At 55.2% G+C, this 20,124-nt stretch carries 15 protein-coding genes; 9 read left to right on the top strand and 6 right to left on the bottom strand.

The genetic code is table 11. The features are described 5' to 3' along the window. The first annotated feature begins 47 nt into the window (after nt 1-47). The 3 genes from rcsF to G462_RS24520 all read left to right on the top strand — a co-directional run bounded on the left by rcsF (nt 48) and on the right by G462_RS24520 (nt 1,578). Entirely contained in the window at nt 48-422 is a 375-nt protein-coding gene (gene rcsF, locus G462_RS0113725; protein WP_026959502.1) for an Rcs stress response system protein RcsF, read from the top strand. An 11-nt stretch (nt 423-433) separates the two neighbouring features. Next, nucleotides 434-1,171, top strand: coding sequence for a tRNA (N6-threonylcarbamoyladenosine(37)-N6)-methyltransferase TrmO (gene tsaA, locus G462_RS0113720; protein WP_084405072.1), 738 nt, complete (start codon nt 434-436; stop codon nt 1,169-1,171). A gap of 140 nt (nt 1,172-1,311) precedes the next feature. After that, complete coding sequence (locus tag G462_RS24520; RefSeq protein ID WP_157360327.1) at nt 1,312-1,578, top strand: hypothetical protein; 267 nt, start codon at nt 1,312-1,314, stop codon at nt 1,576-1,578. Nucleotides 1,579-1,638: 60 nt separating this feature from the next. On the opposite strand, the gene sstT is transcribed toward G462_RS24520, so the two are convergent. Together sstT and G462_RS0113710 are read right to left on the bottom strand one after the other, a co-directional pair. Continuing rightward, on the bottom strand, nt 1,639-2,889 hold the full coding sequence (gene sstT / locus G462_RS0113715; protein WP_026959500.1) for a serine/threonine transporter SstT: 1,251 nt from the start codon (nt 2,887-2,889) through the stop codon (nt 1,639-1,641). A gap of 195 nt (nt 2,890-3,084) precedes the next feature. Next, complete coding sequence (locus G462_RS0113710; protein ID WP_425393733.1) at nt 3,085-3,732, bottom strand: acyltransferase; 648 nt, start codon at nt 3,730-3,732, stop codon at nt 3,085-3,087. 160 nt (nt 3,733-3,892) lie between these two features. Between G462_RS0113710 and G462_RS0113705 the strand changes: the two genes are divergently transcribed. From G462_RS0113705 to G462_RS24800, 4 genes are all read left to right on the top strand, one after another. After that, entirely contained in the window at nt 3,893-5,596 is a 1,704-nt protein-coding gene (locus G462_RS0113705) for a proline--tRNA ligase (protein WP_026959498.1), read from the top strand. Nucleotides 5,597-5,892: 296 nt separating this feature from the next. Beyond that, entirely contained in the window at nt 5,893-8,886 is a 2,994-nt protein-coding gene (locus G462_RS0113700) for an EAL domain-containing protein (RefSeq protein ID WP_026959497.1), read from the top strand. A gap of 60 nt (nt 8,887-8,946) precedes the next feature. Next, nucleotides 8,947-10,083, top strand: coding sequence for a patatin-like phospholipase family protein (locus tag G462_RS0113695; protein ID WP_026959496.1), 1,137 nt, complete (start codon nt 8,947-8,949; stop codon nt 10,081-10,083). Between the two features lie 145 nt (nt 10,084-10,228). Continuing rightward, a complete protein-coding gene (locus G462_RS24800; protein WP_051326750.1) occupies nt 10,229-11,116 on the top strand; it encodes a GGDEF domain-containing protein in 888 nt (295 codons plus the stop codon). Here G462_RS24800 and tilS read toward each other — a convergent pair. From tilS to rnhB, 4 genes are all read right to left on the bottom strand, one after another. Continuing rightward, on the bottom strand, nt 11,067-12,410 hold the full coding sequence (tilS, locus tag G462_RS22845) for a tRNA lysidine(34) synthetase TilS (RefSeq protein WP_051326749.1): 1,344 nt from the start codon (nt 12,408-12,410) through the stop codon (nt 11,067-11,069). The genes G462_RS24800 and tilS overlap by 50 nt on opposite strands. 33 nt (nt 12,411-12,443) lie before the next feature. After that, on the bottom strand, nt 12,444-13,400 hold the full coding sequence (gene accA, locus G462_RS0113680) for an acetyl-CoA carboxylase carboxyl transferase subunit alpha (RefSeq protein WP_026959495.1): 957 nt from the start codon (nt 13,398-13,400) through the stop codon (nt 12,444-12,446). An 11-nt stretch (nt 13,401-13,411) separates the two neighbouring features. Beyond that, nucleotides 13,412-16,843 (bottom strand): DNA polymerase III subunit alpha, encoded by a 3,432-nt coding sequence (dnaE, locus tag G462_RS0113675; protein WP_245579573.1) that lies wholly within the window; start codon nt 16,841-16,843, stop codon nt 13,412-13,414. 113 nt (nt 16,844-16,956) lie between these two features. After that, nucleotides 16,957-17,556, bottom strand: coding sequence for a ribonuclease HII (gene rnhB / locus G462_RS0113670; RefSeq protein ID WP_026959493.1), 600 nt, complete (start codon nt 17,554-17,556; stop codon nt 16,957-16,959). A gap of 211 nt (nt 17,557-17,767) precedes the next feature. On the opposite strand from rnhB, the gene G462_RS0113665 reads away from it, so the two are divergent. Together G462_RS0113665 and G462_RS22840 are read left to right on the top strand one after the other, a co-directional pair. Then, on the top strand, nt 17,768-18,946 hold the full coding sequence (locus G462_RS0113665; RefSeq protein WP_026959492.1) for a tetratricopeptide repeat protein: 1,179 nt from the start codon (nt 17,768-17,770) through the stop codon (nt 18,944-18,946). 114 nt (nt 18,947-19,060) lie between these two features. Beyond that, nucleotides 19,061-20,122: a polysaccharide deacetylase family protein gene (locus tag G462_RS22840; RefSeq protein ID WP_051326748.1), complete on the top strand. Its 1,062-nt coding sequence runs from the start codon at nt 19,061-19,063 to the stop codon at nt 20,120-20,122. Nucleotides 20,123-20,124: the final 2 nt, after the last annotated feature.

Genomic DNA, 20,124 nt, shown 5'->3' with positions numbered 1-20,124 from the left:
CTTTTAACGTAGAATTAGGGCTTTCCATCATAACCGTTGTAAACACTATGAAATACCTCGCATTTGTGATTATGACTCTGGGGCTCTCCGCTTGCTCCGGTGGTTATAGCTTTAATACCAACCTCGACAGAGAAAACTTCGAGAACTACGTGCCCGCCAGCCGGGTACAAGTGCTCGAAGATGGTCAGTTCGACGAGCTGAACTCAGAGTACCTCGGGGTGGTGGAAGGCATTGCTTGCCAAGAGAGCAGCAACGATATGCCACCGCAACTGGTGGATGCCCGTAACGATGCCCGTGAGCAAGCCTCACTGATCGGTGCCAATACCATTGTTATCCAGCAGTGCTACCCCGTCACCGACCCAGTCGGGTGTGAAGCGATGCTGAGCTGCTTTGCCCGCGCCTTCTCCGTTCCTCAGGAATGACCCAAGCGCGCATGAAGCAATCTCCTGTAAACCAAGCTCCTATTAACCAAGTGCTGGAAGCAATCGGGGTGATTGAAAGCCCCTACGCAGAAAAGTTTTCGGTGCCCCGCCAGCCCGGCTTGGTAACCAGCGCCGAAACCCGCTTGGTGTTAAAGGCGCCGTTTAACCATTCAGACTTTGTCGAAGGCTTAGAGCAGTTCTCTCACTGTTGGTTAGTGTTTGCCTTTCACCAAAACTTAGAGGCAGGCTGGAAGGCCAAGGTGCGCCCTCCTCGCTTGGGCGGCAATCAAAAGCTAGGGGTATTCGCGACTCGCTCCAGTTTTCGCCCCAATGGTTTGGGTCTGTCGGTGATGGAGCTGGCTAAGATTGAGCACACTCCCAACGGCCCAGTGCTGGTGTTCAAAGGCGGCGATTTGGTAAACGGCACCCCGGTCTACGACATCAAGCCCTATGTTCCCTACGCCGACAGCCACCCCGACGCCCAAGGCGGCTTTGCCCAATCGGCTCCAGAGAGCGACCTGACGGTACAGTGGCAGGATGCAGCATTAGCTCAAGCCAAAGAGCATGGTTTAGGTGCCAAGCAACGCGCGGTGGTCGAACAGGTGCTCGCGCAAGATCCACGCCCGGCATACAAGAAACAGAGCAATGACGAGCGCATCTACGGCGTGACACTTTTTCATGTCAACCTTCGCTGGCAAGTGATTGATAAGCAGCTAGTTATCATCGAAGTGAATCGTCTCGACAGATAATAATGTTATCAATTAACCAATGTGGTAGGACAATCAAGATAAGTTCAACTAAATTGGTAGGAAAACATGCAAAACGACGCCAACAGTGGTAAGTTGTGCGTCTTTTTTATCCCCTAAACATTTCTAAGAAGGACTCGCTAGTGAGTGATAAACATGTCTGCCCTTCTTGCGGCGGCCACAAGCCACCCTTGATGGCTTGTCGAGATTGTGGATTCAAGTTTGCTATGCCTGAAAAGCCACCACAGCCTCCTGTCATTGCTCCTTCTCCGAAACCCAGCGCTCCTGCAGCAACCAGCTTCAAACGTGAAGCGCGCTATGTTGCTGGCAGTTATGACGATAGCCCGAAAAAGAGCAATGTCGTTATTAAGACCAAAAAGCGTCGGGTGTATGAGATACCAGACCAATAATCAGACAGCAATAAAAAAGCTACCCTCGGGTAGCTTTTTTATTATTCAACAGGCGCTAGCTTAGCTTTGTGTGCTTTGACGGTAGCTCGACAAGTCAGCCGCCACATTAGCGCCCGAGTGACTAGCTGCCGCAGTAAACACTACGTCGGTAGAGCTGTTCAGTGCGGTCTCAGCCGAGTCTTGAATCACACCGATAATAAAGCCAACCGCCACAACCTGCATCGCCACTTCTGGCTCGATACCAAACAAGCTTGCCGCCAGTGGGATAAGCAACAGCGAACCACCGGCTACGCCCGATGCGCCGCAAGCCGATACCGAAGCCACCACACTCAGCAGTACGGCAGTGGCAAAGCTCACCTCAATACCCTGGGTGTTCACCGCAGCCAAAGTCAGCACGGTAATGGTGATCGCCGCACCCGCCATGTTAATAGTCGCACCCAGTGGGATGGATACAGAATAGGTGTCTTCGTGCAGCTTAAGCCGACGACATAGCTCCATGTTAACCGGAATATTGGCCGCTGAGCTGCGGGTGAAGAAGGCAGTGATGCCACTCTCACGCAGGCAGGTAAACACCAGCGGATAAGGGTTTTGCTTGGTGTGCAGGTAGACGATGATCGGGTTCACCACCAAGGCCACCAGCAGCATGGCCGCCAGCAGTACCGCTAGCAGGTGGCTGTAGCTCCACAGTACCGAGAACCCGGTCTCAGCGATAGTGCTGGCTACCAGGCCAAGAATACCCAGAGGCGCACAACGGATCACCATTTTAACCACTGCCGATACCGCGTTAGCCAAATCGCCGACCATCTGACGAGTGGTGTCGGTGGCTTTACGGAATGCCAGACCCAGACCGACAGCCCATACCAACAAGCCAATGAAGTTGCCTTCAATCAGCGCATTCACCGGGTTATCGACCATCTTAAAGACTAGGGTACTAAGCACTTCTTGCAGGCCTTGTGGCGCGCTACGCTCAACGACCGCTTCCAACACCAGCTCAACCGGGAACAAGAAGCTAAGGGCGACCGCAATCAGTGCGGCAGAAAAGGTACCGATCAGGTACAAGATGACGATGGGGCGCATCTGGGTATTGCTGCCTTGCGCCTGATTGGCCAGGGCCGACATCACCAGCACAAACACCAGAACAGGTGCGACTGCACGCAATGCCCCGACAAATAAGCCACCCAGTATATCCAGCGACAGCGCCAGCTGAGGCGCAACGATAGCCAGTACCGAGCCAACGATAATGGCGATAAAGATCTGCATTACCAAACTGCCTTTTAGCAGCCATTGAAGCAGAGACGGACTACGATCCATGATATTTCCTTCTACTACGTTGTGTTAACCGCAAGATAATACACCATATACAGAAGGATATTTTGATCAACCCAGCAAATAACAGCTTAGTGAGCTGGAATTATTGCTTTACCCTCGAAGTAAAAAGCAAATCAAACCAATCACTCAACATTAACGCACGCCATTCGTCAGAAATGGCAATTCAACATAGCAGCACTATTTGTCGCGACGATCACCGATAACCGCAGCGGGGTTGCCCGCAACAATGGCGTACGCCGGCACATCTCGGGTCACTACCGCGCCCATGCCCACCACCGCATGATCGCCAATGGTGACCCCATCGGTTACGCACACATTGCTCCCCAGCCATACGTCCTTGCCGATCACAATGCCTTGGCTGCGCACCGCTTGCTGAAACACTGGCATATCCGGGGCCATACCGTGGTCGAAGGCGTAGATACGACAGCCCGGGCCAATCCGAGTTTGCGAGCCGATACTCACCCCCGCCCGTCCCCCATCTATCGAGCAGCCATGGTTAATCCCCACATCGTCGCCAATGGTCAGCGGGCCATGCACAAAGCAGCCTTCCGCTACCGTGAGGCGCTCACCACACTCGATAGCCCGACCCGGCTCAGCGAAGATCCGCACCGTCTCAGCAATAAAGGAGTTGGTCCCCAGCGTCACCGTCTCCAGCGCTTGCAGCTTAGCTTGCACAGCTTGCTGCCAAGGCTCGGCCCAAGCCAGCTGCTTGGGTTTGAGGCTGTAATACAGCCAAGGCATCGCATTCAGGCGTTGCTTGTGTTGCTCGATAAGTTGCTCAGGGGAGTAGGCCAGCCAGGGCTTATCAGGATTGGGACTTTGCAAGGTCGCTCTCGGTAGGTGAAACACTAACAAGGGAGTAGTTTAGCAAGATGCCCTCGCTCATGGCACTGGGATGGCCTGCATTTCCCGGCGAAACACTGACAGCCAGCCACCAGCCTGTTACAATCGCCCAGTTTTAATGAATCACCAATGAAGGACTGATATGCGTTCCAGCAAATATCTTCTGTCTACGCTAAAAGAAACGCCTAGCGACGCTGAGATTATCTCCCATCAGCTGATGCTGCGCGCAGGAATGATCCGCAAGCTGGCCTCAGGTTTGTACACCTGGCTGCCAAACGGTTTGCGTGTGCTGTCTAAGGTTGCCCAAATCGTTCGCGAAGAGATGAACGCGGCTGATGCCATCGAGGTATCTATGCCGGTGGTTCAGCCCGCTGACTTGTGGCAAGAAACCGGCCGTTGGGACAAGTTTGGTCCTGAGCTGCTGCGCCTAAAAGACCGCCATAGCCGCGACTTCGTACTGGGCCCAACCCACGAAGAAGTGATCACCGAGCTGGCACGCAAAGAGATCAACAGCTACAAACAGCTGCCGCTGAACCTGTATCAAATCCAAACCAAGTTCCGCGACGAAGTTCGCCCGCGCTTTGGTGTGATGCGCTCACGCGAGTTCTTGATGAAAGATGCTTACTCTTTCCACCTCGACCAAGCCAGCCTGCAGGAAACCTACGACGAGATGTACGCCGCCTACTGCCGCGTATTCGAGCGTCTAGGACTGGAGTACCGTCCGGTACTGGCTGACACCGGCAGCATCGGTGGTAGCGTATCCCACGAGTTCCACGTACTGGCTGAGTCCGGCGAAGACGCCATTGTGTTCTCCGACCAAAGCGACTACGCCGCCAACATCGAGAAAGCCGAAGCATTGGCACCGCAAGGCGAACGCCCCGCCGCCAGCGAAGAGCTACGCCTGGTTGATACGCCAGATGCGAAGACAATCGCCCAGCTGGTTGAACAGTTCGATGTGCCGGTAGAGCGCACCATCAAGACTTTGATTGTGAAAGCCAGCGAAGAGTCTGAACATCAGCTTATCGCGCTGATCATCCGTGGCGACCACGAACTAAACGACATCAAGGCCGAGAAACTGGCCGATGTTGCCGCACCGCTTGAGTTTGCCAGCGAAGAAGAAATTCGCGCCGCTATTGGTGCAGGCCCGGGCTCACTGGGCCCGGTTAAGCTGCCAATCCCATTTGTGGTTGACCGCGCAGCGACCCACTGTGCCGATTTCGGTGCTGGTGCGAACGTAGATGACAAGCACTACTTCGGCATCAACTGGGGCCGTGACGTAGAGCTGGGCGAAGTGGCCGACCTGCGTAACGTGGTTGAAGGCGACCCAAGCCCATGTGGAAATGGCACCCTGTCTATCAAGCGTGGTATCGAAGTGGGCCATATCTTCCAGCTGGGAGATAACTACTCTACCTCGATGAACGCCGCGGTATTGAACGAGCAAGGCAAGAACCAGGTAATGACCATGGGTTGTTACGGTATCGGTGTTTCGCGCATCGTGGCCGCTGCCATTGAGCAGAACAACGACAAGTACGGCATCATCTGGCCGGAAGCGATCGCCCCGTTCAAAGTGGCGATCGTGCCGATGAACATGCACAAATCACATCGCGTGCAAGAAGTGGCTGAGAAGCTGTATGCCGAAGCCAAGGCGAAAGGCATCGAAGTGCTGTTCGATGACCGTAAAGAGCGCCCGGGTGTGATGTTCGCCGATATGGAGTTGGTGGGTATCCCGAATGTCATCGTAATCGGTGAACGCGGCCTCGATAAAGGTGTGGTTGAGCACAAAAACCGCCGCACCGGAGAGAAGACCGAATACGCTATCGACGATATTTGGAGTGCGCTAGCGTAAATCCTTGGTGGGTTGTGGTTTCGCCGCAGCCCACGCTTTCTTCCTATCGGGCTTTCTCCTATCAGCTCTCTTTTCTAGAAGCTCTTTTTCCTGTAAGCCCCTCCTCCTAAACGCTTTTTACTCGTCTCAACGCCACTACTATCACACTGGAAATATCCTAAGTGCCCCACAGCACACTCCCTGCGTTAAATGCCCTTTCAGTAAAAGCTAGCTCTCAATTCCAGCAAAAAACGATGCTGAAAAGTAACCGCTTACGCTAAGTTATTTTGATAGTAAAAATATTATAAGGATATTGCATGGGGCTAAATCATCGCCGCAACACTATCGCTGTATTTACCCCCTTTGTGAGTGGCTTTTATCTGGGTGAGATGTGTGCACAGCTGCAAGCGCGCGCCGCTCAGGACAACTTCGATATCATCTTCATCATGACCAACAGCTTTAACGATTATCAACAGGAGATCTCGTTCGAGCTGATTGATGCGGCCTTGGTGATCTTAAACGCAGTCTCCCCTGCTTTGATCCAATCCCTGCTCGATAACGGGATCCCGGTGGTATCGACGGTGGATGACTACTTCCCTAAGCCCGTTGAGGTGATCGAAAGTAACCAACGGCAAGGGGTTGAGCGAGTGTTCGAGCACCTCTATTCGCTTGGCCATCGAAAAATCGGCTATGTGGCAGACATGTCGATTGTTGATTTTCGCAGCCGCTTTGACGCCCTACAAGCCTGCTATCGCTCCCACCAGCTAAGCTTCGATGAAGACTGGCTGTTCCGGGTGAATGACCCCTCTACCCTCGGCGGCGCACAGGCTGCCAACGAGTTCTGCGCTCGCCGCCCAGACTGCACAGCCCTTATCTTCGCAGCCGACCAAATGGCAATTGGTTTCTCACTGTCGGTGAAAAAGCGCGGCATCAGCATTCCGCAAGATATTGCCATTGTAGGAGTGGACAATTCGCGACTTTCCAACACCCCTGATCATCAGCTCACCACCGTCGATCAGCAGATCCCAGAGCTGGCCAATCGCGCCATCGACCGCTTGCTGCAACGCCTCAATGGCGCCGAGTACCGAGCCAAGCATGTGATCGTCGACCAACAGCTAGTGATACGTAGTAGCTGCGGTAGTATCAAACCCTGTGCGCCACTCTGTAGCGATGAAATGCTACCCGCCGCCGATATGTTAGATAACGATGAACTGGCGATGGCCTGCGCAGGCCTTGGTTATGAATGGATCAAAACCATCTCGAATATCTGGGGGCCATTTTTCGACTGGGGCTGCATGGCCTACAACGACACAAAAGACAGCCAACAACTGCACTTGGAAGAGGTATTCTTCGACCTACACACCAAGCGCACCGGCGCTGCTATGCCACAGCACTGCCGCGTACAGCACTTTCCACGACTACCGGCGGAAGATACCGATACCGACGCCCCTACCATGCTGACCATCCTTCCTATTGAGGGCGACGGCCATCCTTGGGGGGTGCTGTCTTTAGTGAAACAACTGCACCCGGAGTGCAATCAAGAACGCTACAAGATGTTTGCCTACTACCTGGTGCTAATGTCCTTCTTTATGCACCGGGAAGCGCTGGCCGACCACCTGCGCCAGCGCGAGCAAACCGCCAAGGCCTTTGCCGAGCACCTGGAGGTGGTGGCCAATACCTCCAACGATGGGATCTGGTCGTGGGATCTCAAGGCCAATCAAGTAGAGTGGAACAGCCGCTCGCTGGACATGCTCGGCTTTACCAGTGCCGAGGACCAGCAAGCCTATGGCAATATGCGCTTCCTCGAACGGGTTCACCCACAAGACAAACCTGCAGTGAAACAGCACATCAAACAACACTTTGAGAAACAGCAAGCCTTTGACTGCACCTACCGGATGCAAGCACGCAATGGCAACTACCGCTGGGTCCATGCTTGTGGCGAAACCATCGTTGAGAGTGATGGCAGTATCTCGCGCTTTGTCGGCGCACTCACCGACATCACCGAGAGCCGTCGCTCGCGCGAGAAGATCAACTACTTGGCCTACCACGACAGCTTGACCGGCTTACTCAACCGCAACGCCTTAAACCAAAAGGTTCAGGCACTGTTTACAGAGAACCCAGAGCAGCCCTACTGCTTGATGCTATTGGACTTAAACCGCTTTAAGTTGGTCAATGACAGCTTTGGCCACCCCACCGGCGATGAGCTGCTGCGGCATGTTGCCAGTTCAATCCAAAAAACCCTGCGCAGCGAGGATATCGTTGCGCGCCTCGGCGGCGATGAGTTTGTCATTGTCACTGCGATGGCCGATAACCAACAAGCCATGGAGCTGGCCAAGCGCATCCATAGCCGCTTGAGCAAGAGCTTCACCATCCACGGTAATGTGTTTACCGTTACCGCCAGCATCGGCCTGAGCTTCTACCCCGGTCAGGCTGACAACTATCAAGCACTGTTACATAATGCCGATATCGCCATGTATCAGGCGAAATCCCAACACAGCGCAGCGCCCAAGCTCTATCACCCCGGTATGCATATCGATACCAAGTCCGAGGTCGACCTAGAGCAAAGTCTGCGCCGGGCCATTGAACAGCAGCAACTAAGCTTCGCCCTGCAGGCGCAGTTAGACCCATCCGGACAACGCCTGGAAGGTGCCGAGATGCTGGCACGCTGGCAGCACCCAGAACTGGGGGATGTGAGCCCGGGGCGATTTATTCCACTGGCCGAGCAAACCGGCCTTATCAATCCGCTGGGCAATTGGATCCTCGATCAAGGCATCGCCTGGCTGGCACGCTGGCAGGCCCAGCTTCCGCCATCGTTCTGCTTGTCGCTAAACGTTAGTGCGGTGCAGCTGGTAGACGACAAGTTTGTCGCCTCCGCCCTGGATAAGATCTCCAGCACAGGGATCGCGCCCGAGCAGTTAGGCTTTGAGGTGACCGAAACAGCAGCCATTACCGATCTCGCGCAAACGGTGGAGCAGCTAAGAAAACTGGCCAAGTTGGGCTGTAAGATCGCCTTGGATGATTTTGGGACCGGCTATTCCTCACTAGGGCTGATCACCGAGCTACCGCTCACCACGGTCAAGATTGACCGCAGCTTTGTCCAGCAGCTCACTCAAGGCGAGCAAGCACTCAAGGTCATTCAACCGATAACGCAAATGTGTCATGCGCTGGGATACCAAGTAGTCGCTGAGGGGGTCGAACAACTCCCAGAGGTCGAGCTACTCAAACAAGTGGGCTGCGACCTTATCCAAGGCTTTTACTACGCAGCGCCAAGCAGCGAGCAAGAGTTTGCTAAACGCTACCTGGCTGATTAACCAGCGCAATCGCGCTTTGGCTAAGACAGCAAATCTCTATTGTTGTCTTATACTTACGCCATGCCAAAGAAAAATAAACAGGCCCGCGTCGCGCTGGTTCTCACCGGTGGCGGCGCCCGCGCAGCCTATCAAGTCGGTGTACTGAAAGCCATTGCCGAACTCTACCCGCGTAACCATGCCACTCCCTTTGCGGTGCTTTGTGGCACCTCCGCTGGGGCGATCAACGCAACTGCCTTAGCGGTCTATGCCTCCTGCTTTCGCTTGGGGGTAAAAAAGCTTGAATACATCTGGCGTAATTTTCATTGTCACCATGTGTTTCGTACCGATATGCGCTCGGTGGTGGGCCGGCTCAGCGCGGTGATGTTTAAAAGCTTGCGCGCCGACTACGCGGGCGATCTGAGCTTTTCGCTGCTGGATAATCAGCCTTTGGGTGACCTACTTAACCGCTACCTCAACTATCAACGTATCGATGCCAATATCGCCAAGGGCTACCTGCAGGCGTTGGCGATTACCGCGTCCAGCTATGCCGATGGCCGCTCACTGTCGTTCTATCAAGCCCCCGCCCGCCAACAGGACTGGCAACGCCACCGCCGCTATGGCTCACGCACCCAGATCCATACCAGTCACCTGCTAGCCTCGGCAGCTATCCCGATGATCTTTCCTGCGATCCGGGTTGGGCAACATTTTTTTGGCGATGGATCCATCCACCAGCTCAGTCCACTTAGCCCAGCGATTCACTTAGGCGCTGACAAAATCTTGACCATTCATTTATCTCAGCCCGGCGAACTTGATACTCATCACCTGCCGCAAGCCCCCAACGGTGCCAAGATTGCCGGCCACCTACTCGACTCAATCTTCTCCGACACCATCGACTCCGATCTGGAGCGTTTGCAGCGGATCAACCGCAACCTGTCGCTGCTAAACCCCAAGCAACAAACCTCCTTGCAGCTGCGCCCCATCGATAATATGAGCATTCGCGCCAACATCGATTTTGAGGCGCTGTCCCATGAGTATTACTGTGAACTACCGCGAAGTGGTCGCTTACTCCTAAAAGCCTTAGGGGTGAAACAAGATAAGCCCTCGGCGCTGACCAGCTTTATCATGTTCGAGAATGGCTATACCAACCGCTTGATAGAGTTGGGCTATCGCGACGCCCGCAAGCAACAAGCGGAGCTGCAAGCCTTCCTCGGCAGCTAACCAGAGCGACAAGCTGGCAGCTGCTGTTTGATGTAATGTTTACCCACTGTTCAAAAATGGTACAGACCTTGCTTTAGTAACCCTTGCCAGGGTCAAGTCAGAAACATGACGTTGGTGTTTTGGGTTATGGAAAGAGCAACAAGCTATGAGTGATGTTTTGCAATTTGACCGTGATTTCACGGCAACTTCTCGGAAGATCGGTAACTTTACTGAGAACAATGAGCTGAGCGCAAGCCAGAAACTGGCCTTTGTGGAGAGCCTGCTGCAGGACTTAACACTGGAAGGGCTACTGCAAACTTTTGCCGCTCAGGTGTACAAGCATGTCACCTTCTCTTCGCTGCGTTTGTCGGCAGGAGAGGTCTATCTTGAGCAGCAAATCTTCAGCGGCCAACGCTACTATCGTAGCATCGCTTTAAACGAAGGTCGCCAAGCCTTGGCGCGGATCACCTATACCCGTGATACCCCCTTCGCCCACAACGAAATCGATATGCTCAAGCAGCTCTCGCAACTAGCCCAAAGCACCATCAAGAATGGCCTGCAACTCTATCGCCTGCAGCAGCGAGTGCGCAGCGACTACCTCACCGGTATCGGCAACCGCGCTCACTTCGACGAGGCCTTGAACACTGCCGTCGAACAGCAACAGCGGCAAAGCCGAGAAAGTGATCAAGGACTGACCTTGATGCTTATCGACCTCAATCGCTTTAAGCAGATCAACGACGAGCAAGGCCACCCGGTGGGCGATCAGGTGTTGATTCACTTTGCCAATACCTTGAAGAGCATCACCCGTGGCGGCGACCAAGCCTTCCGTATTGGTGGCGATGAGTTCGCAATGCTGCTCACGCCATGCTCCTCGGACAGCGCCGAACTGATTAAGCTACGCCTCGACCAAGCGCTGTTGGAGAACCCGGTACTTAGCCGCTACAAGGTGTCAGCCGCGGTCGGCGCCTGTCGCTGGAGTGAAGGGAATAGCATCGATGAACTGATTAATCAGGCTGACCAGTCGCTCTATCAGGACAAGCATCAGTCCATCTAAAGCCAATTCCCGCACCCGGCATCGATTGCCAAGTGCGGCTGCTGTAACAACCTGCAATGGCGACTAGCTCATCCCCGTAGAACACCAAGGGGGTGCGGGCACGCTGCCAAGGCGAAATATCCGCTTCCTGTAGCAACTTTTTCAGATTCCTGCGCCCCGCTCGCTCCAGCGCATCGAACAGTAAATTGTCGACTTGATGGCGAAAGCGGATTGTCACAACTTGCCCCTCAGGCGGTAACAAGTTGCCGCCCTCAAAACAATCCAATAGCCCGCCATGGGCAAAGCGTAGTTGTGGCTGTATCGCGATATCCCATGTGAGCTGATCCGCCGGCTGTTGCAACAAGCCTGTAGGCACTGCATACAAGCGCCCACGAAAGCGACGCAGCTCGCCCTGTTCCATCGACACCGCCATCTTGGCATCGGCGCGCGCCTCAAGCTGACCACGCAGCTCAGCCAGTTGCGCGGCACTGGGGTAGCTCCAGCCTTGCTGGTTCAGCCAGTATCGCAGAAGGTTGCTTTGCCGCGGCGCAGACAGGCTTAGCACCTCATGGCACAGCAGCGCACCTTGCTGCATACACTGTTGCAGGTCGATGGTGGCCAGATCTTGATTGAGGCTCTGGGCTTCCTGTAACAGCTCGATACTGCGGCAGCTGTTGCTTAAAAACTGCGGCCAACGGTCAGAGAATAGTGGGATCACCTGCTGGCGCAGGAAGTTTCGGTCAAACTCATCGCTTTGATTGGAGGGGTCTTCCACCCAACTGAGCTTATGTCGCTGGGCATAGCCCTCGAGCTGTTTGCGGCTGAAGCCAAGCAGCGGACGCACCAGCTTATTGGCGGCAAAGGGGCGCGACACCGGCATCGCTGCCAGGCCATTAACCCCGCTACCGCGTTTGAGATTGAGCAGCAGCGTCTCTAGCTGGTCATCACCATGGTGGGCGGTAACCAACAGCTCATCGCTTTGCAGGTGCTGGGCGAAGCTGTGGTAACGGGCATCCCGCGCCAGCGCCTCAAGGCTCTGACGGGGCGCTTTTTGAATGCTCACCTGTTCGGCCAGGAACTGGGCACCAAGCAGCTCGGCTTGCTGCTGACAATGCAGCTGCCACTCACCGGCCTGCTCTTGCAAGCCGTGATTGATATGGATAGCGCGCAGCGCCAGGTCATGCTGTGCGGCGTAGCGCTGGGCCAGATGCAGCGCGACCGTAGAATCTAGCCCACCACTGAAGCCGATCAATAGGCTATGGACACCGGCAGAGTGGGCGATAAGTGCGTCGGAGAATTGCGAGTACAGGGGCATAATAATGAACAGGGAGCCGAAGCTCCCTGTTTGCTAGCAGTAACCGTAGGACATCAGCCGCTGGTAGCGTTGCTCCAGCAACTCATCGACGCTCAAGGCCTTGAGCTCGGTTAAGTCGTTCAACAGTTTCTGTTTGAGGTTGAGCCCCATCTGCGGCAGGTCGCGGTGAGCGCCGCCTTCCGGCTCGCTGACGATACCATCGATAAGCTCAAGCTCTTTCAGGCGATCAGAGGTAATGCCCATGGCTTCGGCCGCTTGCTCGGCTTTATCAGCGCTCTTCCACAGAATTGACGCACAGCCCTCTGGCGAGATAACCGAGTAGGTCGAGTATTGCAGCATGTTCACCCGGTCACCCACACCAATCGCCAAGGCGCCGCCAGAGCCGCCTTCACCGATCACGGTGCAGATAATTGGCACCTTAAGACCCGACATCACCTGCAGGTTCTTGGCAATCGCCTCGCTTTGACCGCGCTCTTCTGCGCCCACGCCCGGATATGCGCCCGGGGTGTCGATAAAGGTGATGATCGGTAGGTTAAAACGCTCCGCCATCTCCATCAAACGCAGGGCTTTGCGATAGCCCTCAGGCTTTGGCATACCAAAGTTGCGGCGTACCTTCTCTTTCGTTTCACGGCCTTTCTGTTGGCCGATAACCATCACTGGCATGCCGTCTAAGCGGGCAATGCCACCGACCACCGCTTCGTCGTTGGCATAGGCACGGTCGCCGGCCAGCTCGTCGAAGTCGCTAAAAATCTGCTCGATATAGTCGAGGGTATAAGGGCGCAGTGGGTGACGGGCCAACTGAGCAACTTGCCAAGCATCCAAGTCGCTGAAAATCTTGTTGGTCAGGTCCTGCTGCTTTTGCTGCAAGCGAGAAATCTCTTCCTGAAGGTCGACATCTACACCTGCCTCGGAGTTGACGATACGCAACTCTTCAATCTGCGCCTGAAGCTCGGCAATGGGCTGTTCAAAGTCTAGAAAATTCGGATTCATAGTTTTACTTCTTAGTTAAATTCCAGGCGCACCTGCTGCTTTCCTAGGAGCAGGCTCAGTGACTCAATCAACTCGTCACTGGGCGTAACCCGCCAATCTGTGCCCAGTGTTAACACACCGGTTGCACGGTCCCCTTGATAATTCACGGTAATCGGACAGGTTCCTGCACGATAGGGCTGCACTGCATCGCAAAAGCGCTGCCAGAATTGCTCATCGATACGTTCGCGCAACAGATTCAGATTGAGAGTTCTGACCCAACGTTCCCTGGCCTGAGTAATGTCCATGACTTCTCGCGCAGTCATTTTAATACCACCTGAGAAGTTATCAAAGCCGACCTGCCCTTGAATAATCAAAATTCGATCTTTCACCAGCAAGTCTTGATACTGCTCGAAGACATCGCTGAAGAAGGTGATATCCAGCCGCGCGCTCTTGTCATCGATCTGCACAATGCCCATCTTAGCACCGCGTTTGGTCATCACCACCCGGCTATTTAACACTAAACCGGCGATGGTAGTGGTCTTATCTTTGGCAGTTGGCCGTAAATCCACCAAGCGACCAGCGGTATAATGGCGAAATTCCTGCAAATATTGATTCACTGGGTGACCGGTTAGATACAGGCCAAGGGTTTCGCGCTCCCCTTCCAACCAGACCTTGTCACTCCACTTCGGCACATCGGCAAAGGCCGGACGGCTCTGCTCGTCTTCCACCGCCAGCACGCCAAACAGGTCGTCTTGGCCTTGGGCATTGGCCTGAGCCTGCTGCGAGGCCGCCTTCAAGGCATCGCCCAAGGTCGCCATCAAGGCGGCGCGGTGCGGACCGAGGTTGTCCATAGCACCGGAGAGGATCAGCTTTTCGATCACTCGGCGGTTGATGCGCTTTAGGTCCAGGCGGCAGCAGAAGTCGAACAGGTCGATGAAGTCGCCGCCTTCGGCGCGCGCTTCCAAGATAGCGTCAATCGGCCCTTCACCCACGCCTTTAACCGCACCGATACCGTAAACAATCTGCTCTTTCTCGTTGACCGAGAACTTGTACAGGCCGGTGTTCACATCAGGTGGCTGGATCACCAACCCCATGTTATTGCACTCATCCACCAAGGTTACGATCTTGTCGGTGTTATCCATATCCGCCGACATTACCGCCGCCATAAAGTATGACGGATAATGCGCCTTCATCCACAGCGTTTGATACGACACCAGTGCATAGGCGGCAGAGTGCGATTTGTTAAAGCCGTAGCCCGCGAATTTCTCCACCAAGTCGAAGATCTTCATCGCCAGCTCGCCGTCAACGCCGTTGTTGATCGAGCCCTCTTCGAACACTGCCCGCTGCTTGGCCATCTCTTCGGGCTTTTTCTTACCCATCGCACGACGCAACAAGTCAGCACCGCCGAGCGAGTAGCCCGCCAGCACCTGGGCGATCTGCATCACCTGTTCCTGATAGAGAATAATCCCGTAGGTCGGCTCAAGGATGGGCTGCAAGCTGTCGTGCTGCCAGGTGGCATCGGGATAGGAGATCTCCTCACGGCCGTGCTTACGTTCGATAAAGTTATCTACCATGCCTGATTGCAGCGGACCGGGGCGGAACAGCGCCACCAGTGCGATCATATCTTCGAAGCAGTCGGGCTTTAGTCGCTTAATCAGGTCTTTCATACCGCGCGATTCCAGCTGGAATACCGCGGTGGTTTGGCAGGCCTGCAACACCTTGAAGGATTTCGGGTCGTCCACTGGAATAGCGGCGATGTTGACCGGCTCTTTGCCGCGCTTTTCCAGCACTGGATTAAGCATATCCAGCGCCCATTGGATAATGGTCAAGGTCCGCAGACCTAGGAAGTCGAACTTGACCAGCCCGGCGTATTCCACGTCGTTCTTATCGAACTGGGTGACCGGGTTGTGGCCCTCTGCATCACAATACAGTGGCGCGAAATCGGTGATGGTGGTGGGCGAGATTACCACGCCCCCAGCGTGCTTACCGGCGTTACGCGTGACCCCTTCGAGGATCCGCGCCATGTCGATAAGCTCTTTGACTTCCTCATCGCCGTTGTAGATCTCCGGCAGGCGCGGCTCGGCCTCGAAGGCTTTGGCCAGGGTCATGCCCGGGTCCGGCGGAATCAGTTTGGAAATCCGGTCAACAAAGCCGAAGGGGTGACCCATCACTCGGCCCACGTCGCGCACCACCGCCTTAGCGGCCATGGTACCGAAGGTGATAATCTGCGATACCGCATCCCGGCCGTACAGCTCGGCCACGTGGTCGATCACCTCATCACGGCGGTCCATACAGAAGTCAACGTCGAAGTCGGGCATCGATACCCGCTCCGGGTTAAGGAAACGTTCGAACAGCAGGTCGAATTCCAGCGGATCGAGATCGGTAATCTTCAACGCGTAGGCCACCAACGAGCCCGCACCGGAGCCCCGCCCCGGCCCCACCGGAATATCGTTGTCCTTACTCCACTGGATAAACTCCATTACGATCAAGAAGTAACCGGGGAAACCCATCTGGTTGATTACTTCGAGTTCGATGCGCAGACGATCATCGTACTCAGGGCGCTTCTCGACTCGCTCCGCCTCGTCGGGGAACAAAAACTCGAGGCGCTCTTCGAGGCCTTCCTCACTAACTTTTACCAAAAACTGCTCAATGGCCATCCCCTCGGTAGGGAAGTCGGGCAGGAAGTACTCGCCCAAGCGCACGGTCACGTTACAGCGCTTGGCAATCTCCACCGAGTTTTGCAGCGCCTCGGGGATGTCGGCAAACAGCTCGCACATCTGCTCTTCTGAGCGCAGAAACTGCTGGCGGCTGTAATTTTTCGGCCGGCGCTTATCATCAAGGGCGAAGCCATCGTGAATCGCTACACGTACTTCGTGAGCCTCAAACTCATCCTCATCGAGGAAGCTCACTTGGTTGGTGGCTACCACTGGCAGCTGCTGCTCTGCAGCCAGCTGCACCGCCATATGCAGGTAGGTCTCTTCGTCCTCACGTTCGGTGCGGATAAGCTCTAAGAAGTAGTGCTGCGGGAAGTGTTGCTGATAGAAGTCGACACAGCTTTGCACAATATCAGGGTTGCCCTTAAGCAGCGCCTTGCCCACATCGCCCTCACGGGCCCCGGAGAGCAAGATCAGCCCCTCGGCGTGCTCCACCAACCACTCGCGGTCAAGCACCGGACGACCTTGCACCTGTCCACGCAAGTAGGCCTTGGAGATAAGCAAGGTAACGTTTTTATAGCCTTGGTTATTTTTGGCAAGCACGGTGATCCGGCACTGCTCGCCCTCTAGCTCTGGGCTGATTAGCCAGAAGTCACAGCCAATGATGGGCTTGATACCCGCGCCATGGGCGGCGCCATAGTACTTCACCAGACCACACAGGTTGGTTTGGTCGGTCAGCGCCAGCGCAGGCATGTTTAGCTCGGCGGCTCGGGCAACGATGGGTTTAACCTTGTTGAGGCCATCTACCATCGAGAAGTCAGAATGCACCCGCAGGTGGATAAAGCGCGGCTCGACGCCTTGCTCTTGTTCTTGCACCTGCTCTTGCTGAGTGCCAGCGTCGCTCATCTGCTGATCACTCACGCCTAGCTCCCCTGCCCCAGCGCGCGCTGTACGGGCTTAAAGCTGCGGCGATGTTCAGCAAGAGGCCCAAGCTCGGCCAGCTTTTCCATATGCAGTGCGGTGGGATAGCCCTTGTGCTTGGCAAAGCCATACTCAGGGTGAAGCTTATCGAGCTCAGCCATCTCATGGTCACGTTGTACCTTGGCGATAATCGAGGCGGCGCTGATCTCGGCCACCCGGCCATCACCTTTGACCACCGCTTCTGCAGGCAGGCCAAAGTCTGGGGTGCGATTGCCATCCACCAACACATAGCCGGGCTGAACGCTCAAGCCTTGCACCGCACGTTGCATCGCCACCATGGTCGCTTGCAAGATGTTCAGTTGGTCAATCTCCGCAGGCGTGGCGCGACCAATCGCCCACGCCAGCGCGTTGGCCTTGATCTCTTCGGCTAAGGCCAGGCGCTTTTTCTCGCTGAGCTTTTTCGAGTCGTTAAGACCAGTAATCGGTTTGCTTGGGTCTAGGATGACCGCTGCAGTTACTACATCGCCCACTAAGGGGCCTCGGCCAACTTCGTCAACACCGGCGAAATAGCCAGCGATGGGAGGGTATTCAAATTCAGTCATTCAACGCGCTTGTCTGGTTATCGTGCGCAGTTTTACCACGCTACGTTAGTACTCCCTATATGTTACCTCAGCTACCAAAAAAAAGCCGCCCCCGCACCACCGCTTATGCCGGATGACCTCAAATCATTTCAAATGAGATAAATGTGATTACCGACATCGCTAAGGTTTTGATATAACGCATTTTTTATAACTCCAAGATCCAAGTACGACTATGAATAGACGATTCTCATCCCTAAGTATCGGTATCGCAGCGCTGGTGCTAAGCCTTTCAGTAAACGCCGCCTCGATTCAGGTTCTCAGCGCAGTAAAAAAAGACACGCCGATTGGCGATGCCCAAGTCACCTGGCAGCGTAGCGGCGAAAGCTCGCTGCGTTCACAAACCAACAGCCGTGGTCAGGTAGAAATGGGCGGCTTCGCTGACGATGGCGACACCACCATGCTGATCGAAAAAGACGGCTACTCAACCTTGGTGGTGAAGTGTCCCTGTGATGGCTTCACCTACGCCCTCTCCCCTGAGATGCCAAACCTTGATGGTATGCGCATCGTACTGACCTGGGGCGCGAAGCCCTCTGATCTCGATTCCCACTTAACCTACTCTGGCAACCATATCGCGTGGTATGCCAAAGAAGGCAACAACGCCCATCTGGATGTAGACGATACCGACAGCTATGGCCCAGAAACCATCACCATTACCCAGCGTAAACAGGGCGATCGCTATGTCTACATGGTGCGCGATTACAGCAACCGAGACCAACTGAACTCCAGCGCCCTATCTCGCAGCAACGCGCGCGTAGAGGTGTATGTAGGCCGCACCCTTATCCGTAGCTACCAAGTGGCCGAAGGCATCGAGGCCAACAATTGGGTAGTATTTGGCATCGATGAGAGCGGCGCCTTCCACGACATTAACCAGTACCTGTCTCTGCCTAGTGAAGAGAGCAGCCGCGACCATATGCGCGAGCTGCTGGCTGCGGATAGCTTCGAGAGTCATGCGGTGATCACCGATGCGATGAAGCAGCGCGCCCGCCAGCTAAACACCCGCGGTGAAGCGGTTTACGCCGAGGGTAACTACGAGCAGGCGATGTACCTGTTCCAAGAGGCGCTTAACCTAAACCCAGAGTTCAGCCAGGCCTACGGCAACTTGGGCGTGACCTACCCCAAACTGGGCCGCAATGCAGAAGCGCTGTGGGCCAACCGTAAAGCGATTGAGCTCGCCTCGGGTAGCCGCGCCAACACCATTAAAGCGGGCTCATTCTTTAACATCGCTCGCATCTATGAAAAAGCCGGTAACTGGCCAGAGGCGCTGACTCACTTCGAAGCCGCTTTAGCGCTGCGTGAGCACAGTGCCTACCACAACGGCATCGCGCGCATGAAAGAGAAGTTGGCTAACTAGTCCTCTAACTTCCCGGCAATGGCGTGGCATAGAGCTGCGCCATTTTTTTATACTCAAGCGATGACACAACACCTAAGCCGTCATCGCTTGCCATTTATCGAATGAATCACTGACATGCTAAAACAGATTTTCAGCGGCCTATTGCTCGCGGTAATTTCGCTAAGCCCGGCGCAAGCAGAACCCGCTAGCCCTATCGCGACCTTCGCGTCGATGGAGGCCTATAACCGCGCCTCCGCCAATGAGATTGCGGTCTTCTCGCTGGCCTTGAATCAGCAGCTTGAAGGCGAGCTGTTTGAGGGAGTAAAAGTTGAGAACCCCGATGTCGCATCGGCACAGCGTTGGATAGCGCTCACCCAACAGCGACTGTTGGACAACATGAACAAAGCGGGCGATAGCGCGCCAAAGAGCTGGCCAGAGCTTATCGCCTACGCCGAAGCGTTGCTGGCGCACGCGGAACCGAGCTGGCTGAGCGAGGCCCAAGGCTTTCATCAACGGTACATGCGTGAGCAGCTGCGCTTGGCAGCCCTTTTTCCGCGGGTCAGCAGCGAAATTGCCAGCTTGGGCGAGCATGAGCAAAGCGGCTTCGAGCTAGCGGACGGCGAGTTTATGCTTAGCTTCGATGATGGCCCTCACCCCAGCCGAACCGAAGCTCTGACCGACTACCTGGGCGGACAGGGCATCTCAGCGGCATTTTTTGTATTGGGGGAAAAACTAGGCCAGCCCGAGCGCTGGCGTGGCACCTACCAAGGGCACTGCCTGGCATCCCACGGCTGGGCGCATAACCCACACCGTGAGCTCGCGCCTGCCATCGAATCTCTGAGCAATACCCAGGCGGCCATCCGTGCGGTGACCGATGGCGATAACTCGGCCCCGGTTGCGTTTCGCCCGCCCTATGGGATGCGCAGCGAGGCTGTCAGCGAGTACACCGCTGAGCAAAACATTCCGCTGGTACTATGGAATATCGACAGCCTGGACTGGCGGCGCAATCTTAGCGCCGAGCAGGTGAGCTTGCGTGTTCAGCGGCTGATGCTATTGTGGCGTCGCGGCATCATCTTGTTCCATGACATCCATCCCAAGGCGCTAGATGCCCTACCGGCGTTGATGCCGATGATGCAGTTAGAGGGTCTGCAGTGGAGTGACTGCCAGCAGCGCCTCTATCCCGCAGAGCGCAGCTGAGC

Origin of the sequence: Aliagarivorans taiwanensis DSM 22990 (assembly GCF_000429505.1) — a bacterium.
Taxonomy (GTDB): Bacteria; Pseudomonadota; Gammaproteobacteria; order Enterobacterales; family Celerinatantimonadaceae; genus Aliagarivorans; species Aliagarivorans taiwanensis.
The sequence above is the reverse complement of the archived record's forward strand: the minus strand, read 5'-3'. Positions and strand labels throughout refer to the sequence as shown.

What these genes read in the sequence shown, in the direction of transcription:
- rcsF (WP_026959502.1), top strand. Translation starts at nt 48, where the DNA reads ATGAAATACCTCGCATTTGTGATTATGACTCTGGGGCTCTCCGCTTGC.
- tsaA (WP_084405072.1), top strand. Translation starts at nt 434, where the DNA reads ATGAAGCAATCTCCTGTAAACCAAGCTCCTATTAACCAAGTGCTGGAA.
- sstT (WP_026959500.1), bottom strand. Translation starts at nt 2,889, where the DNA reads ATGGATCGTAGTCCGTCTCTGCTTCAATGGCTGCTAAAAGGCAGTTTG.
- G462_RS0113705 (WP_026959498.1), top strand. Translation starts at nt 3,893, where the DNA reads ATGCGTTCCAGCAAATATCTTCTGTCTACGCTAAAAGAAACGCCTAGC.
- G462_RS0113700 (WP_026959497.1), top strand. Translation starts at nt 5,893, where the DNA reads ATGGGGCTAAATCATCGCCGCAACACTATCGCTGTATTTACCCCCTTT.
- G462_RS0113695 (WP_026959496.1), top strand. Translation starts at nt 8,947, where the DNA reads ATGCCAAAGAAAAATAAACAGGCCCGCGTCGCGCTGGTTCTCACCGGT.
- G462_RS24800 (WP_051326750.1), top strand. Translation starts at nt 10,229, where the DNA reads ATGAGTGATGTTTTGCAATTTGACCGTGATTTCACGGCAACTTCTCGG.
- tilS (WP_051326749.1), bottom strand. Translation starts at nt 12,410, where the DNA reads ATGCCCCTGTACTCGCAATTCTCCGACGCACTTATCGCCCACTCTGCC.
- accA (WP_026959495.1), bottom strand. Translation starts at nt 13,400, where the DNA reads ATGAATCCGAATTTTCTAGACTTTGAACAGCCCATTGCCGAGCTTCAG.
- dnaE (WP_245579573.1), bottom strand. Translation starts at nt 16,843, where the DNA reads ATGGTAGATGGCCTCAACAAGGTTAAACCCATCGTTGCCCGAGCCGCC.
- rnhB (WP_026959493.1), bottom strand. Translation starts at nt 17,556, where the DNA reads ATGACTGAATTTGAATACCCTCCCATCGCTGGCTATTTCGCCGGTGTT.
- G462_RS0113665 (WP_026959492.1), top strand. Translation starts at nt 17,768, where the DNA reads ATGAATAGACGATTCTCATCCCTAAGTATCGGTATCGCAGCGCTGGTG.
- G462_RS22840 (WP_051326748.1), top strand. Translation starts at nt 19,061, where the DNA reads ATGCTAAAACAGATTTTCAGCGGCCTATTGCTCGCGGTAATTTCGCTA.